Genomic DNA, 16,201 nt, shown 5'->3' on the forward strand with positions numbered 1-16,201 from the left:
ATGGCGGGCGCCGGCTCAGCGCTGCGCCTTGATGCGCGTGAAGCGACGGTTGAGATCGCGGATGTCGCGGTCGCTGCGCTCGCTCGGCACGAATAGCCGCGCCTTCACCTCGGGCGGCGGGTAGATGCCGGGGTCTTCGCGCAGCTCCTCCTCCAGCAGCGACGTCGCGGCGAGGTTGGGGTTGGCGTAGTAGACGTAGTCGGACACGTCCGCGATCACCTGCGGCTGCAGCAGGTGGGCGATGAAGGCGTGCGCCGCATCCGGGTGCGGTGCGTCCTTGGGAATCGCCATCACATCAGTCCACAGCGCGGCGCCCTCGCGCGGGATAACGTAGGCGATCTCCACAGCGTTGCCCGCTTCCTCCGCACGGCTCTGCGCCTGCAGCACATCGCCCGAATAGCCCATCGCGACACAGAGGTCGCCGTTGGCGAGGTCGCTTTGGTACTGCGAGGAATGGAAGTAGCGGATGTTCGGATGGATCTCGTTCAACAGCGTCGTCGCGGCCTCCAGGTCCGCCTTGTCGAGGCTGTTCGGGTCCTTGCCCAGGTATGCCAGTGCCGCCGAGAACACCTCGGTCGGGTCGTCCAGCAGGCTGATGCCGCAGTCCTTGAGCTTTGCGGACTGCGCCGGATCGAACACCAGCGCCCAGGTGTCGAGCGGCGCGTCTGCGCCGAGGGCCGCGCGCACCTTGCCGACGTTGATGCCGAGCCCGGAGGTGCCCCACATGTACGGCACCACGTGGGCGTTGTCTGGGTCGATCTTGGCCAGGCTCTGCATGATCGCCGGGTCGAGGTCGTCCAGCCCCGGCAGCTTCGACTTGTCGAGCGGCAGGTACAGCCCGGCCGCGATATGCCGCGCCGCGAAGGGCCGCGCGGTGGGGAAAACCACGTCGTAGCCGCTGCTGCCGGCGAGGAGCTTGGCCTCCAGCACCTCGTTGGCGTCGTAGAGGTCCAGCACCGGTCGAATGCCGCTGGCCTGCTGGAAGCCCGAGAGGGTGTCCGCGGCGAAGTAGTCGTTCCAGTTGTAGACGTGCACGCTGTCCTCGGCAGCCGCAACGGCGGCAGCGCCGAGCAGCAGGGATGCGAGTGCGACGCGAAGCAGGGGCAGACTAGGCAACGCAATTCTCCGTTCGGGCTGACGCGCGCATGCTAATGCATGAGCCGGCCCGCCCGAAAGCACAATCGAGCGTCGGCATGGTCTGCTGAGCCCGGCCGAGGCCGCGGACCGCTGCCCCGGGGCGCTGGTTGTGCCGACGCACGCTGGGTGAATCGGCGCGACGGCGCGCCTGTGTCAGGCAACCCGCTGGGCCGGCTGCCGGTCGGTGGCGTCCGGGTGGGGGCTCGGCGCTTGGGTGTCGGCATCGCTGTCGGTGGGTAGATCGGCGGCCTGCAGCGACCAGTGGACGACGAGGTTCAGCATGCGCATGGTGGCGCCGATGGACGCGAAGACCTGGTTCGCGTGCACGCCGCGGGTCTTGAACTCGCCCTGGGGCTTGCCGGCGACATAGCGGCCGGCGAGCTTGCCGAGCTCCGGGACCTGCCCTTGCGGGTAGCCGGGGGCCTCACTGCCGGGCGCGGTGGCCGGTCCGGGCGGCGGCGCGCCGGGGCTGCCGCGGTGCGCCCAGGTGATGGTGCATTCCACCAGCGCATCGGTGCGACCGCCCTTGGGGATGCGCACCTCGTAGTCCACGAGCCGCGGCAGGGTCAGACCCTCGCGCTCCGTGATGACGCCGAGCGCCTTGTTGAAGGCGTCGAAGCCGCCGGTGCCGCTGCCGGCGGCGGTGTGCACGCGGTCCTGGAGCTTGAGCTTGAGGCTCGCGGTGGACTCCAGGCCCAGGCTGGATGAGACATTGCAGGCAATGAGCTCCGCGTGCTGGTAGTCGCCCTGGTCCAGCACCTCGGCGATGATGAAGGGTAGGTCCTCGAAGGTGATGCGCTTTTTCGAGTCCCCGAGCTCGACGATGCGCGCGAGCACCTTGCGCTGCTGCTCCTCGGACAGGGTCAGGCCGAGCCGCTCCAGGTTCTTGGCCAGCGACGCCTTGCCCGCGAGCTTGCCGAGCGCATAGATGCGCCGGCGGCCGAAGCGCTCGGGCGACACCCGGGTCACGTACAGGCTGCCCTTGTGGTCGCCATCGGCGTGGATGCCGGCGGTCTGCGTGAACACGTCCTCGCCGACAATCGGCGCGTTGTCGGCGATGCGCTTGCCGGAGAAGTACTGCACCAGCTCGCTGACGCGGGCGAGGTGCTGCTCCTGGATGCGCAGATCCATGCCGAGCTGGTCGCGCAGATTGACGGCGACCTCCGCCAGCGACGCGTTGCCGGCGCGCTCGCCCAGGCAGTTCACGGTGCAATGCACGGCGGCGGCGCCGGCCTGCGCGGCGGCGACGACGTTGGCCGTGGCAAGCCCGTAGTCGTTGTGCGGATGGAAGTCGAAGCGGCAGTCCGGAAAGCGCCGGATCATGTCCATGACGCCGGTGAAGACCCGCTCCGGCGTCATGACGCCGAGCGTATCGGGCAACATGAAGTGGCCGACGCCGGCGTCCCGCAGCCGCTCCATCAGCGCATAAACATAGCCCGAATCGTCGGCATAGCCGTTGGACCAGTCCTCCAGGTACAGATTCACCGCGAGCCCGCGCTCGCGAGCGAGCGCCACGTTGCGGCGCACGTCCTCGGCGTGGCCCTCCAGCGTCTTGCGCAACTGGGTCTCGCAGTGCTTGCGGCTGCCCTTGGCCAGCAAGTTCATGACGCTGCCGCCGGCGGCGCCGATCCAGTCGATGCTCTTGCCGTCATCGACGAAGCCGAGCACCTCCACGCGCCCGTCGAGCCCCCTGCCCCGCGCCCAGTCGATGATGCGCGCCACGGCCGCCTGCTCGCCGCGGGAGACGCGGGCCGAGGCCACCTCGATGCGGTCCACGCGGATCAGCTCCAGCAGCGCCTGGGCGATCTGCGCCTTCTCGTCCGGCGAGAAGGACACGCCTTGGGTCTGCTCGCCGTCGCGCAGCGTGGTGTCGAGGATGAGGATGCGGTCTTGCTGGTCGGTCATGCTGTGCGGATGTTGTTTTGGCGGCGGAGTTGAAGGTTGGTGTCGCATCGACGCAGACGGCCGAAGCCTGCGCTCGTGGTCGTTGTCGTGGTCGCGTAGCCAGGGCTTGGCGCCCTGATCCGGTCAGGCCAGGATGGCCTGACGACGCAGTCGCCGCGTCCGTGCCGCCTACCCGCCCAAGGTCGCGTCGATGTGCGCCCGCAGCGCAGCCTCGCTCGCGTCGAGCTCCGCGCAGCGCACCGGCTTGTCCATGAGCCCTTGCAGCGATGGCGGCGGCGGCGCCTCGCGGCCGATGGCCTCGCGCACGGCATCGACGAACTTGGCGGGGTGCGCGGTGGCGAGCACGACGGTGTCGGGTGCATCCGCCGAGGCCGCAGCACCCACCGCGGTGTGCGGGCAGAGGATATAACCGCTCGCAGCATAAGTGCTGCGAATCTGCGCGAGCGTCTCCGCATCGCTCACGGCCGCGGCACCGAAGTCCGCCTGCACCTGCCGGAGCTGTGCCGCATCGACGCGGAGGCTGCCGGTCCGGTCCAGATCGCCGAGCTTCTCGCGCACGGCGGCGGGGTCCTCGCCCAGCAGAAAGTACAGATAACGCTCGAAGTTCGACGCCACCTGGATGTCCATCGCCGGGCTCAGGGTCTGGAAGACCTCGCCCTTGGCGTATTCGCCGGTGGCCACGAACCGCGTGAGGATGTCGTTGCGGTTGGTCGCGATGACGAGCCGGTCGATGGGCAGCCCCATGCGCCGGGCGAGCCAGCCCGCGAACACATCGCCGAAATTCCCCGTCGGCACCGCAAAGCTGACCTTGCGTGCAGGGTCACCGCCGCTGATCCGGCCCCAGGCGTGGAAGTAATACACCGTCTGCGCCAGGATACGCAGCCAGTTGATGGAGTTGACGGCGCCGAGATGATGCCGATCCTTAAACGGCAGGTCCCGAAACAGCGCTTTCACCAGGTGCTGGCAGTCGTCGAAGGTGCCGCGCACGGCGATGTTGTGGACGTTCGCGTCCAGCACCGTCGTCATCTGCCGCTCCTGCACCGGCGACACGCGGCCCTGCGGGTGCAGGATGAAGATGTTGATGCGGGGCTTGCCGCGCACACCGTAGATGGCCGCGGAGCCCGTATCGCCGGACGTGGCACCCAGAATATTGAGTGTGCCGCCGTCGCGCGCGAGCAGGTACTCGAACACGTTGCCGAGCAGTTGCAGCGCCACATCCTTGAACGCGGCCGTCGGGCCGTGGAACAGCTCCAGATAGGTGCGCCCGGCGGCCTCCTTGAGCGGCGTCACCTCCGGGTGCGCGAAGCCGGCATAAGAGCGCTCAATGAGCCCGGCGAGGTCATCGCGCGGTATCTCGTCGCCGACGAAGGGCGTCAGCACGGCAAGCGCCAGCGCCTGGAACGGGAGCGCGGCCCAGTCGCGGAGCGTCGCCGCGTCCAACTCCGGCAGCGCCGCCGGAACCAGCAGGCCGCCGTCGGTGCCCAAGCCCATCATCACGGCGTCGGCAAAGCCCACCGGCGCAACCCCGCCGCGGGTGCTGATGTAGTGCATCGTGGTTCTCACAGTTGGGCTGACGCGCGCCGCCCCCCGCCGCGCGCGCCCGCAAACCCAGCAAGTTAAGGAAAAAGCCACCCGCAGCGCAACCGGAAGCGCCGCGCGGGCTGGGGCCGGCAGCCACCACGGCGGCCTTCTCCCACCAAAACTATCGTGAATATTGGCTTGAGGAGGTTTCCGACACAGATGCTTGCCGTTGACACTTCATGAGTTAGAGCAACACAATGCCGCGGCGGCGATGACCCCGCACAGGGCACGGTCATCGCCGACAACAACAACCGCTGAGGGGTAGCGCCGGCCAGCCCCGCGCACGGGCGCGACCGCGTCGGTGCGCCACCACGGCATCCCCGCCCATCACCAACCATTCCAGTCTCAGAGGGAGGGACAACAACGGTGACACCCGAAAAACGCGCCGACTATTGGAAGGCGAATGTCCGGCTACTGGCCATTCTGCTGATCCTTTGGTTCATCGTCTCCTACGGCTTTGGCATTTTGCTGGTCGAGCAGCTCAACACCATCATGCTCGGCGGCTATCCGCTCGGCTTCTGGTTTGCGCAACAGGGCTCGATCTACGCGTTTCTGATTCTGATCTTCGTCTATGCCGGGGCCATGAACCGGCTGGACAAGAAATTCGACGTCCACGAGTAATCGGGAGCAAGCCTCATGACTAATCTCGATATCTGGACCTACGCGGTCGTCGGCAGCACCTTCCTGCTCTACATCATCATCGCCGTTTGGGCGCGTGCCGGCACCACGGGCGAGTTCTACGTCGCGGGCAAGGGCATCCATCCCGTGGCCAACGGCATGGCCACCGCCGCGGACTGGATGTCCGCCGCCTCGTTCATCTCCATGGCGGGCATGATCGCCTTCCAGGGCTACGGCGCCTCCGTGTTTCTGATGGGCTGGACCGGCGGCTACGTGCTGCTGGCGCTGCTGCTGGCCCCGTACCTGCGCAAGTTCGGCAAGTTCACGGTGCCGGAGTTCATCGGTGACCGCTACTACTCGCAGACGGCGCGCATCGTTGCCGTTATCTGCTTGATTCTGGCGTCGATTACCTATGTTATCGGCCAGATGAAGGGCATCGGCGTCGCCTTCTCGCGCTTCCTTGAGATCCCCTATGACACGGGTCTCTACATCGGCATGGCCATCGTCGCCGTCTATGCCGTGCTTGGCGGCATGAAGGGCATCACCTACACGCAGATCGCGCAGTACGTGGTGCTGATCATGGCCTACACGATCCCGGCCATCTTCATCTCCCTGAACCTCACCGGCAACCCGATCCCGCAGCTTGGCCTCGGCTCGGGTTATGCACCGGCGGACGGCACCATCTCGCTGCTCGGCAGGCTTGATCAGGTCGTGACGGAGCTCGGCTTTAAGGAATACACCACGCAGGTCATGGGCAGTACGCTGAACATGTTCGCGTACACACTGTCGCTGATGATCGGCACGGCGGGCCTGCCGCACGTCATCATCCGCTTCTTCACGGTGCCGAAGGTTGCTGATGCGCGCTACTCGGCCGGCTGGGCGCTGGTCTTCATCGCCATCCTGTACACCACCGCTCCGGCGGTCGGCGCCATGGCGCGGCTCAACTTCACCGACACCCTGATGACCCAGCAGCCGGGCAGCACCGAGGAGGGGCTTGCGGGCTTCCAGCCGGCGGACTACGAGGCGCTGCCCGAGTGGTTCAAGAACTGGCAGGACACCGGACTGCTGGCTTGGCAGGACCTCAACGACGACGGCAAGGTGCAGTACTACGACGACACCAACCCGGCGGCGCAAGCCCAGGCCGAGGAGTTGGGCTGGGAGGGCAGCGAGATCTTCCACCAAGCCGGCGGCACGCTGAAGCCCGGACCCGACCTAGACATCATGGTGCTCGCCAACCCGGAGATCGCGGGCCTGCCCAACTGGGTCATCGCGCTCATCGTCGCAGGCGGTCTCGCGGCGGCATTGTCCACGGCGGCCGGTCTGTTGCTCGCCATCAGCTCGGCCATCTCGCATGACCTGCTGAAGGGCGTCTTCATGCCGAGCATCTCGGAGAAGGCCGAGCTTAACGCGGGCCGCGTGGCGATGATCTTCGCAATCCTGCTCGCCGGCTGGCTCGGGCTCCATCCGCCGGGCTTCGCGGCCGGCACCGTGGCCATCGCCTTCGGCCTCGCTGCGTCGAGCATCTTCCCGGCGCTGATGATGGGCATCTTCATGAAGAAGATGAACAACACGGGCGCCATCGCGGGCATGATCGCCGGCATCACGGTGACGCTGCTGTATGTGTTCCAGCACTTCGGCATCTTCTTCGTGCGGGGCACCGAGTTCCTGATGCCCGAATGGGGCATGGGCAAGGACTGGTTCTTCGGCATCTCGCCGAACGCCTTCGGTGCCGTCGGTGCGCTGGTGAACTTCATCGTCGCCTTCATCGTCGCCGCCGTCACCGCCCCGCCGCCGGATCACATCCAGCACCTGGTGGAAGACGTGCGCGTGCCACGTGGCGCGGGCGAGGCCACCGGCCACTGAGCCCGGCGCTCCGACAACTTAGCCCGTGACTTGAAGCCCCGCAGCCGCGGGGCTTTTTTTTGCGTGCGTGGCGGTGTCGCGGAGCTCGATGTCGCGCGGTCGATTGCGCCGACCCCAATCCCGATCGCGATGCCGAAGCCGATCCCGATTGCGATCCCGGTCCCGATCCCGATCCCGATCCCGATCCCGATCCCGATGCGACGCGACCAAGCCCGAGTCATCGTCTCTCAGCGCACCGGGGCGCAGAGCGCCCGCGGACGCGCGACACCGCTGGAGCGGTGTCGCGAGTGGACCCGCCCCCAACGGCCCGAGACGGGCTCAGGTCGTTGTGTTTCTCTCGTGCCGAGGCTCTGCTTCGGTACGCCTCTTCGCGGCTCTGCCGCCCCCTCGAAATGCTGCCCCGGGGCAGCAAGGCGCAACCGCGCCGAAGCCGTCGCCGGTCGATCTCGTTCTCGATCGTGCGGAGATTCGATGGCGACGACGATTACGACAACGACATTCCGGCCGGGTACGCAGCTCCGACCCGGCCCCGTCGGGCCTGCGCCGACCTACTCCGCCGGCCCCTTGGCCGCCTGCCCGCCGGCCAAGGGCACGACGCCGGTGCTGACCACTTCCAGCTTCCAATCCGCCGCGCGCGTGCCGGCGAGGTTCAGCTTTGCCGTCAGGTAGCGCAGCCGCTCGGTGTCGGTGCCCTCGGCGGTGCAGAAGCGGTCCTGCAAAAAGAACGGCGGCACAGCCTGGAAGTAGAGCGTCGCCCGCACGCCGGCGGGGGTGCCGGCGAGGCCGTCCAGCGCGACCTCGTAGCGCAGGGCATCCAGGCCGCCGAGCCGGTAGTCCGGGTCGTCGCCGACGCCGGTAGAGCCGGCATCCTCGGCCAGGTCCGGCCCCGCCCCCAGCGCGGCGGCGATCGCCTTGCGCGCGTCGAGATCGAGGTAGCCGTGGGGCAGGATGCGGTTGTCCTTCACCTCGGCGCAGATGGACAGGAAGCTCGTGGTGAGCTCGCCCGCGGGCGCGGCGGCGTGGCCGCAGCGCGCCGGCCCCGCGGCCGGCGGGGTGCTCACCAGCTCCTGGTAGATCTGCACCTGATCCTCCGCGTCGATGACCTGGTAATGGGGCTGGTGCTCGCGCCGTTCCGGGGCGATGCGGGCGCTGCAATCGTCGGTCCACCAGAGCTCGCCGGTGACGGGCTGGCCCGATGCATCCACGATGACGCCGGCACCGTTGGTGCGCCCGGAGGCCCAGAGCACCGTGCCGGCCGCGTCCAGCACCTCGAAGCCGATGAAGGCGCGCCGGAAGCCGACCCCGGACGGGAGCTTGTGCCCGGCGAGGTTCTCCACCTCGACCTCGGCGGTGAGCTTGCCGTCCGCGAGGCGCGTGGACAGCACCGCCAGCTTCGCCGTCGCCGCGGAGGCCTGGTCCAGCATCGCCTGCTCGGTGCGCTGCAAGGGGTCGACCCCCTTAGTCACCAGCATCGGGTCCTGGGTGCGCATGCCGAGCACGTCCGGGAACTGCTGGAACATCTCCACCAAGAACACGTTCAGCCCCACCAGGGTGTGCAGCGCGAAGCCGTCGCGCTCGGGCAGGTCGATGTCCGCGGCGGGCAGGGTATTATCGGTGGCCGGGAAGCTGCTCTGCTCCTGGATGCCGGCGATCTTGCTGCGGTAGGGCCGCCCGTCCGGGGCCGTCGCCGGCATGTGGCAGTCCTGGCAGGATGCGGCCAGCTCGCCCGGGCCGAGCGGCAGCGGGCCGTCCGGGCTTTCGCCGGTGCGATACGCGCTGAAGGCCCACTCCGGGTAGGTGGTCTGCTCGTAGGTGTGCCCCAGCAGCTCGCCGCGCCGGAAGATGGGCAGGTGCACCGTGTGGCAGGTGCCGCAGACCTCGGAGGAGGCGATAACGTCGTTGTGCTTGGGCGTGATGCCGAGCGCGTGCTGCATCGGCTTCGGCAGCGGCCCCGGGAAGGGGCCGTAGAGCTCATCCGGCGGCCCCACCAGGAAGCTGCCGGTGAAGGTCTTCGCAAAGCCGGTCTCGTCCGGGTTCAGCAGCGCTTGGCGCTCGCGCACGCAATCGTTCTGGGGCTCGCCGGCGTACTGCGCCGTCGCCTGCTCGCCCAGCACCATGTGATGGCAGGCCATGCAGGAGATGCCGTCGCGCGCAAGGGCGCCGTAGCTCGCGTGGCGGGCCGTCCGGTTGTCGTCCGGGTAGGGCCGGGCGTTGACCAGGCTCGCGTCGAACACGGCGCAGCCGCCGGCCGCGTCCTTGGGCTGGTCGATTTGCCACTGGCGCTGCCCCAGGATGCCGTGACAGCCGAGGCAGGTGGTCTGCACCAGGTCGGCCTGCTCCGGGTGGAAGCGCTGGGTCTCACTCGCGAGCTGGGCGAAGAACACCGGGTCGCGACCGGCGAGGCCCATCGGCGAGCTGCGCCAGGTGGCGTAGGGCGAGAGGTTCAGGAGCTTCGCGGAGGTCGGGTCCGGCTCGGTCATGTCGAACTGCAGGCCGGTGCCGCCGGCGTCGTGGCAACCCAAGCACTGGTCGCTAGTGAGATACATCGCGTGCAGGCCCGGACCGCCCGCCGGCATCCAGACGTTGTCGTAGGTCTGCGACGGCAGCGCAATGTCGGCCAGCGCGATGGCGCCGAGCGCCGCCCCGCCGCGGCCCGTGGCCAGGCCCGGCAGCATGTCGGCAAGCGCGGCATCCGCCGCCGCCCGCGGGGCACCGAGCGGCAGCGAGTCGTCGCTGTCGTCGGTCAGCGCCAGGTGATGCGGCACGGGGGCGCTCGGGTGTGCTCGCCCCGCCGTCGCGTCGAAGCGCTGCCGCTCGAACCAGTCCTGCACCAGGTAGGCGATCGGCTCGCCGTCGAAGCCCTGGAGGTTGTCGAGGCTCGCAAAGGTCAGGTTCGCCCGGGCCGAGGCATGGCAGTTCATGCAGTACTGACCGAAGCCCATATACGGCAGGCGGTTGTTGTTGCCGGCCGCGGGCCAGTCCGGGCTCCAGCCGGAGTCCTTGCCCCAGCCGTACCAGCCCCAGAACCAGCCGTCGTTGGCCGCACCGTTGGCGCGGACCATCACCGCGGCGCCGCTCTCGGGGACCAGATGCTCGGGGTCCACGTCCGCGCAGCGGCTCGCCGGTGCGGCGTACATCTCCTTGATCATCATCGCGCCGTCCGGCACCGGCTGTTCCGGCGCCGGCGCCGGCGCCGCGCCGGACTCGGGCCGATTGATCATCAGCCAGTCCACCATCTCCTTCGAGTACCAGATCACCACCGCGCCGTGCGTGCCATGGGCCTGGCCGGACCAGGCGCCGCCCTCGCCGTCCGCGCGGGTGGCGATGAAGGGGCCGGTGTCGCGCACCCGCTTGTCCCGCACCCAACCGGCACCCGCGTCGCGATGGCACCAGTTGCCCAGGAAGTCGTTCAGGACGGCCTCGTACCGGTCCAGCGGCAGCGCGCCCGGGGCACGCACCGGCTCCGCCAGCGACGCGCACAGGGCCGGGTCCGACGGCACCACCGGCTGTGGGTGCGCCGCCTTGCAACGGCCGTCCTGTTCCAGGGCCGCGGAGGGCTGGGCCGCGAACAGCAGCGCGACGGCGAGCGCGGCGATGGCGGCGCGCAACGGACGCGACGACAACGGCCGGCAACGCGCAGGGGCGATGCGGGCATGCATCCAAGGGCCGAACGGGCGGCTCGTCCGGGGGCTGGTCTGGCTGGGCATGGCGTGCGCGTGCCTGGCGGGGCAGCAGGTTGTGGGCTGGTCCGTCAACCCTAACCAAAGGCCGAGCAAACGGCTAGATTGCTTGACGGCGCCGAATGCTTGCAGATGAGTCAAGTTTCACGACGACAAGGCGCTTGCAGGCAAAAGGGCCGAGGGCCGAGGGCCAAGGGAGCCCGCCTCGGCCCTTGGCCCTTGGTCCTTGGTTCAATGCGCCGACGCGCGGGCTGCGCAAGACGAGGCGGCGTGCCCTGGTCGGTCTGAGGCTCTGCCTCGCTAGGTGAATATTGCGCCCATGGCGAGTCGCGTCGTCCCTGGCCCCCCGACCCTCCCACTCGCGACACCGCTCCAGCGGTGTCGCGCGTCTGCGGGCGCTCTGCGCCCCGATGCGCTAACAGGCACGGCGAAAAGATAACGGCATTCGGACTGGCGCCGGGTCTCCGGCTCGGCGCCGCGTCCGGCGGCTCTGCCGCCAGTGCAACGGCATCGGGGCCCGGACAATGAAGACTTCGCGTCCTCTTCTTTGCGACTTGGCGCCTTTGCGCGAGATCTGCTGCGAATTCTTTCCGGGTCTCAGAGCCTCGGTACAAGCGCGAACTGTGGGGGCGGCTTTACCATGAAAGTCGCGCGCGGCGCGCTCCTTAATCTCGCTCTCCCTCTGGGAGAGGGCCGGGGTGAGGGAAACGGCCATGGCGAGCAGCGCCTTTCATCTTGCGGGGTGGCGCTAGCCGCCATGGCCGTTAGCCGCGCTCTTGCTTCCCGCTCACGCAGCGTCGCGGCTAAAGCCGCTCCCACGGGAGGACCTCCGCGCGCGCGAGTGCGGGTTCCGCATAATGTCCAGCAGATGGTGCCATGTCGCGCAGACGACAAAAGAAAAAGGTATCTCGCGCAGAGACGCAAAGGCGCAGAGAAGGAGAGAAGGAGAAGAGACGCGCGGTGAAAACATCGACCAATCCTCTTTCTTCCTTTGCGTCTCTGCGTCTCTGCGTCTCTGCGTCTCTGCGCGAGCTTCTTCTTATCGTCCTTCTGCGCGAGCCTTTTCTCGCCGCATCGCAACGGGTTTCGACGTCATTTCGAGGCCACCCCCGGTACGAGAGAACATTCTTATACTTTGGCTGGGAACAGGACGAACCCGGATACCAAGCCAACGACGACCTCGCGCTCCTAGGTTCTTGAGAGAACGTCGCTATAACGGTACTGAGAAGGGCTTAAACCAACTCTCCCCGACAACCACCCGCAAGCCGTCCAGGTAGTAGCCTTCCTCCTTGAGCACGTTAGCTAGGCTGTCCGCGGTTCGCTTGGCTTCGGCCCATTCACCTCGTGCAAGCAAAGGGGCGATCTTCGGATGCAGACCCAGCGAGAAGTCCGCCGCTTCGATGCGCACGCCTCGGCCATCCCTCCCATCCCGCGTACCCGCTGGATCTGAGATGTTGGCCAGCCAATCAGGGTCGCTACTCACCAGGACCTCACGGATGGGTTGGTAGTACGCGCGCCATACGTCGTCGGTGAATGGCACTTCAATGTCGCCGGCGGAATCCGCGGGCGGGTCCAGCCAGCAGAACTCCAACTCGTCGCCGCGGAAATAGGCGATAGTCCCGATGTGCAGACTGCACGGTGTCCCACCAACGCTGATGAGTCTCGTGGCCTGCTCTTTCGCCCGGTCCTTGACGGCAGCATCCGGCGGGTTGGACCGCCCTTTGCATTCGAAACCGATCCAGGCCCCCGTGTCTTGGCGTTGGCCGATCAAATCCGGGCGCGAGCGTTGTGACAACTCTGCTTTGAGTTGGTCTCTGAATACATCCAAGTGCAGCAGCCAAGGCGTATCCAGGAGTTCTTCCGCGAAGAGCTTGCACAGTACAATGCCAAGGAAGTAGCTGATCGCACCCTTCTCAGTGGGGTCCAGCGCCGCAAATGCCTCCGTGCGACAGAACCGACAGGAGTGCTCAGTGCGCTGCTCCAGAGCCATGCGGACTAGTGACAAACGGAACAGAAGTTCGTAGAGCGAAGATGCTCCGTACTGGAACACATACTGCCGGTTCGGACGGCCGACAGTGATTGCAGCGTGGACCAGATCATCCCATGTCACCCCTAGATCCCCCGAGGCGAGAATACCCCACGACGGGCCGAAGTCTTCCGACTGGTAACGAATGCTCAGGCGGGTTGCGGGTTTGCGTGTAGGCATGGCAAGCAATCATTAATACCGCCGCATGTAACCGTAGGCCTTCTCGAATAGCTCCGCGTCCCCATGCAGCTTGCACCTGAACAGCGTGCTGCGCAGTGCCTTCTTCACCTCGCGCTCGCCGCGTGGTCACTCCGCGCTCATGCGCTTCGCCAGTGCCTTCCAGTTCAGGCAGGACCATTGCAGCGACCGCGGCAGCGGCGGGCCGGGCTGCTCCTGCCGGCAGCGGGCGGCAAGCCGCTTGGCCGCATCGGCCGCCTCACGGTTGTTGACGCGCGGACCTTCGCGGTCTTCGTCCGTAACGCCGGTGTTCAGAAACTCGATCCAGTTCTCCAGGCGATCCCGGGCGAAGATGAAAACCACCTGGTCGAACTGCTCTTCGGACATGCCCTCCGCTTTGGCCTGCGCGTGAAACAGCGTGCGCAACGCCACGGGCGTGGGCGGGTCGTCATCGACATCGGCCCAGACCATGAGGGTGGTGTCGCCGCCTTGCGCGAGCACGGCCTTGAGCTCCGTGGGCATGCGGGCAATTAGGCTCGTGCGTCCACCGCAATCCACTGTTCTGACGATGTTGCTCCCCTTCCATGGCCGAATCCAGCTCGGTTTGAGCGTGTTGAGCAAACGGGTGATGAACACCGGGTCAATGCTCCGCCCCTTTTCACCCTCATGGAGACAGACAATCCGGGTTCGCTTAGCCATCGACCCAGCCTCGGGCGACCGCCTCGGCCGCGCTCAGGCCGGCCGGTATCTTGAGCGGGCCGCTGCGCGTCGGCGATGCGTGGTTGTCGCGCCAGAGATAGCGTCCCTGGCTTTCGTCGCCGCTGCCAAGGATCTCGGGGTGGTGCGAGATCAGGATGGCCTGATGCTCATCGTCGAGCAGTTCCTTCAGCGCGAGCACCCAGGGCTGAAGCTCGGGCAGGCCGACGTAGTTGTCGGGCTCGTCGATGAGCACCGTCTCCACGGCACCGGTGTCGAGTGCCGCACGGATCATGTAGAGGCCGATGAGCTGCCGCTCGCCGTCGGAGAGCTGGTGAAACAGCAGTGAGTCGTCACCCTTGCGCCCCGGCATGTCGAACCGCAGCGACAGGGCTTTGGTGTCGAGCCCGACGTCGACCAAGCGAAAGAACCTGAAGTCCGGCCACACGTCTTGCAGGGACTCGCGCAGCGAGTCTGCCCATTCCTGATCCTTGTACAGGTGGCGGTACCAGGAGAGCAGATTCTCCATATGACCGATGGGCGTAGAGCTCTCGGACTTGCTTTCCCCGGCCATGAGCAGTGGGCTCGGCTTAATGACGACCATCGATGCGAGCGCTTGTTGCAGCAGCTCGATCTCGCGCCGGCTGCCGGCGGGCTGAATGGCGCCCAAGGCCGCTTGCCGCCAGTCGAGAGGGAAGCCGGTCTTGCTGCCGTCCGGCCGCGTGAACGACACCCCTTCGAGATCGCGTGTGTAAAGGATTCGCCCGTCGCAGGTGGCCTGCTCGTGAATAATGCGGGGTTTGTGCTCGCGCGTGACCTGCTCCATGTGCACCACGTAGCTCAGCGTATGGCCAGACGTTCTCACGTCGATCTCGAATTCCTGCACGCTGCTGTCCAGCCAGGCGGTCAGGTCCAGTTGGCGGATGTCCCGCGGTCCCTCACCGCCAAGCAGGGCCTCGCCGGTTGCGAGATCGCGTAGCATCGCGACGGAATCGAACACGGCGCTTTTGCCCGCGCCGTTGGGACCGCACAGGACGCAGAAGGCGTCGAGCTTGATCTCGAAGGCCACCAGGCAACGGAAATTGTTGGCATAGATTCTGGTCAGCACGGGGATGATCTCCAAGCCGCACGCTCGCGCTTAGCCGCCTCGCCGTCATCGTCGGAGGCCGCATAGAGCAAGACGTTGGTGTCGACGAAGGCCTCAGCGCTCATGCGCTTGATCGCGGCTCAATCGGTCCGCCGCACGCAGATTGCGGGCGTTGTCCATGGCGGCGAACAGGGCTCGGGCTCCGGCGGCCTCTTGCGGGCTGCGACATCCCGGCAATGCGACGCCCATGTCGGCATCCGGGCGGCAGCGAGATCATGCGGCCGGAACATGCGTTCCGACCGGGTGAGCAGATACCGAAGACAGTCGACCGGGTTCTCGATGTCTGTCAGTTGGACGGCACCTCGACGCCCTGCTCGGTCCAGAACCTGGCAGCGCCCTTGTGCACCGGGGTGACCACGCCGGTCATCGCCGATTCGACGGTCATCGCCTCGGCCGCCTTGGACACCGAGTGCATGAACTTCAGGCCGTCATCGGAGTAGATAGTGCTGACGAAGCGGTGCATGTCGTCCTCCCCGACATGGCGCCCGGCGACCCAAAGCGCCGAGTCCTGCACCGTGACCACGTCGTAGTCGATGCCAGGGTAGGTGCCGGCCGGGATCGTGACCGGGGCATAGTAGGGATGGTCGGTCGCCAAGGTGCCCTGCTTGGCGGCCTCGTGGACCTGGAGCAGGCGCATCTTGTTGCTGGTGGTGGCCTGGATTACCGAGGCATTGGGGAAGCCCGCGAAGACCCAAAGCGCGTCGATCTGGCGGTCACCGATGGCCGAGGCGCCCTGGGTGTAGCCGATGAACTGCGGCTTGATCTTGTCCCACAGTCCTAGGCTCTCGAAGAAGCGCTGCGCCGAGGCGGCGGCGCCGGAACCGGCCGGCCCGACCGCGACCTGCTTGCCGGCCAGCTCGGCCACCTCGGTGATGCCGGAGTCCTCGCGCACCAGCAGGTGCGCCGGGGCGCCGTACAGGTAGGACACCACGTGCACGTTGCGGTACTTGTTGGTGTCGTTGGTCAGTTGGCCGTTCATACCCAAGAACAGGTCGCCCGAGTAGACGATGCCGAAGTCGGCGTCACGCGAGTTGACCCGGCGCAGGTTCTCCACCGATCCGGCCGAGGCCATGTTGGAGACATCGACGCCCTCGACGTTGCGCGACAGCAGGGTGGCGATGCCGTTGCTGAAATACTGGAAGGTGCCGCCGTCCGGCCCGCCGGAGAAGGCCAGGCGCTGGGTCTGGGCCTCTGCGATGGGGCTGGTGCCGATGGTCAGCGCGGCCAGCGCGGCCGCGGCGAAGCCGCCGAGCGCGGCCGGTAGTCTGAACAGGGTGCTGCGTGCCATGGTTGTTGCCTCTCTTGCTCTCTGCCGTTGCTCTCTGCCGTTGCTCTCCGCCGTTATTCTGCGGCCCCGGCGCGGGTGCCGCG

Annotated in this window: 10 protein-coding genes; 2 read left to right on the forward strand and 8 right to left on the reverse strand. The window is 67.2% G+C overall.

Features of this window, described 5'->3' with window-relative positions:
- Positions 1–15: 15 nt before the first annotated feature.
- From ML01_RS15795 to thrC, 3 genes are all read right to left on the reverse strand, one after another.
- Positions 16–1,116, reverse strand: a complete 1,101-nt coding sequence (locus tag ML01_RS15795; protein WP_216819204.1) for a polyamine ABC transporter substrate-binding protein — start codon at positions 1,114–1,116, stop codon at positions 16–18.
- A 174-nt stretch (positions 1,117–1,290) separates the two neighbouring features.
- The gene (locus ML01_RS15800) at positions 1,291–3,042 is read right to left on the reverse strand and encodes an alpha-isopropylmalate synthase regulatory domain-containing protein (RefSeq protein ID WP_082674342.1); all 1,752 of its coding nucleotides are present in this window, start codon (positions 3,040–3,042) and stop codon (positions 1,291–1,293) included.
- Between the two features lie 168 nt (positions 3,043–3,210).
- On the reverse strand, positions 3,211–4,593 hold the full coding sequence (gene thrC, locus ML01_RS15805) for a threonine synthase (protein ID WP_058556368.1): 1,383 nt from the start codon (positions 4,591–4,593) through the stop codon (positions 3,211–3,213).
- Positions 4,594–4,989: 396 nt separating this feature from the next.
- On the opposite strand from thrC, the gene ML01_RS15810 reads away from it, so the two are divergent.
- Together ML01_RS15810 and ML01_RS15815 are read left to right on the forward strand one after the other, a co-directional pair.
- Positions 4,990–5,244, forward strand: coding sequence for a DUF4212 domain-containing protein (locus ML01_RS15810; protein ID WP_058556369.1), 255 nt, complete (start codon positions 4,990–4,992; stop codon positions 5,242–5,244).
- A 15-nt stretch (positions 5,245–5,259) separates the two neighbouring features.
- Complete coding sequence (locus ML01_RS15815) at positions 5,260–7,104, forward strand: sodium:solute symporter family protein (RefSeq protein ID WP_058556370.1); 1,845 nt, start codon at positions 5,260–5,262, stop codon at positions 7,102–7,104.
- A gap of 548 nt (positions 7,105–7,652) precedes the next feature.
- Here the strand turns inward: ML01_RS15815 and ML01_RS15820 are convergent.
- From ML01_RS15820 to ML01_RS15840, 5 genes are all read right to left on the reverse strand, one after another.
- Entirely contained in the window at positions 7,653–10,811 is a 3,159-nt protein-coding gene (locus ML01_RS15820; protein ID WP_305825882.1) for a hypothetical protein, read from the reverse strand.
- A 1,183-nt stretch (positions 10,812–11,994) separates the two neighbouring features.
- On the reverse strand, positions 11,995–12,990 hold the full coding sequence (locus tag ML01_RS15825; RefSeq protein ID WP_156427763.1) for a hypothetical protein: 996 nt from the start codon (positions 12,988–12,990) through the stop codon (positions 11,995–11,997).
- A gap of 126 nt (positions 12,991–13,116) precedes the next feature.
- Positions 13,117–13,509, reverse strand: a complete 393-nt coding sequence (locus ML01_RS15830; protein WP_058556372.1) for a hypothetical protein — start codon at positions 13,507–13,509, stop codon at positions 13,117–13,119.
- Between the two features lie 169 nt (positions 13,510–13,678).
- Entirely contained in the window at positions 13,679–14,791 is a 1,113-nt protein-coding gene (locus ML01_RS15835) for an AAA family ATPase (protein ID WP_162268033.1), read from the reverse strand.
- A gap of 325 nt (positions 14,792–15,116) precedes the next feature.
- Positions 15,117–16,118 carry a TAXI family TRAP transporter solute-binding subunit gene (locus ML01_RS15840; protein WP_058556374.1) on the reverse strand — a complete coding sequence of 334 codons (1,002 nt, stop codon included), beginning with the start codon at positions 16,116–16,118 and terminating at the stop codon, positions 15,117–15,119.
- Positions 16,119–16,201 lie beyond the last annotated feature (83 nt).

It is taken from the genome of Thiohalocapsa sp. ML1 (assembly GCF_001469165.1).
In the GTDB taxonomy this organism is placed as follows: Bacteria; Pseudomonadota; Gammaproteobacteria; order Chromatiales; family Chromatiaceae; genus Thiohalocapsa.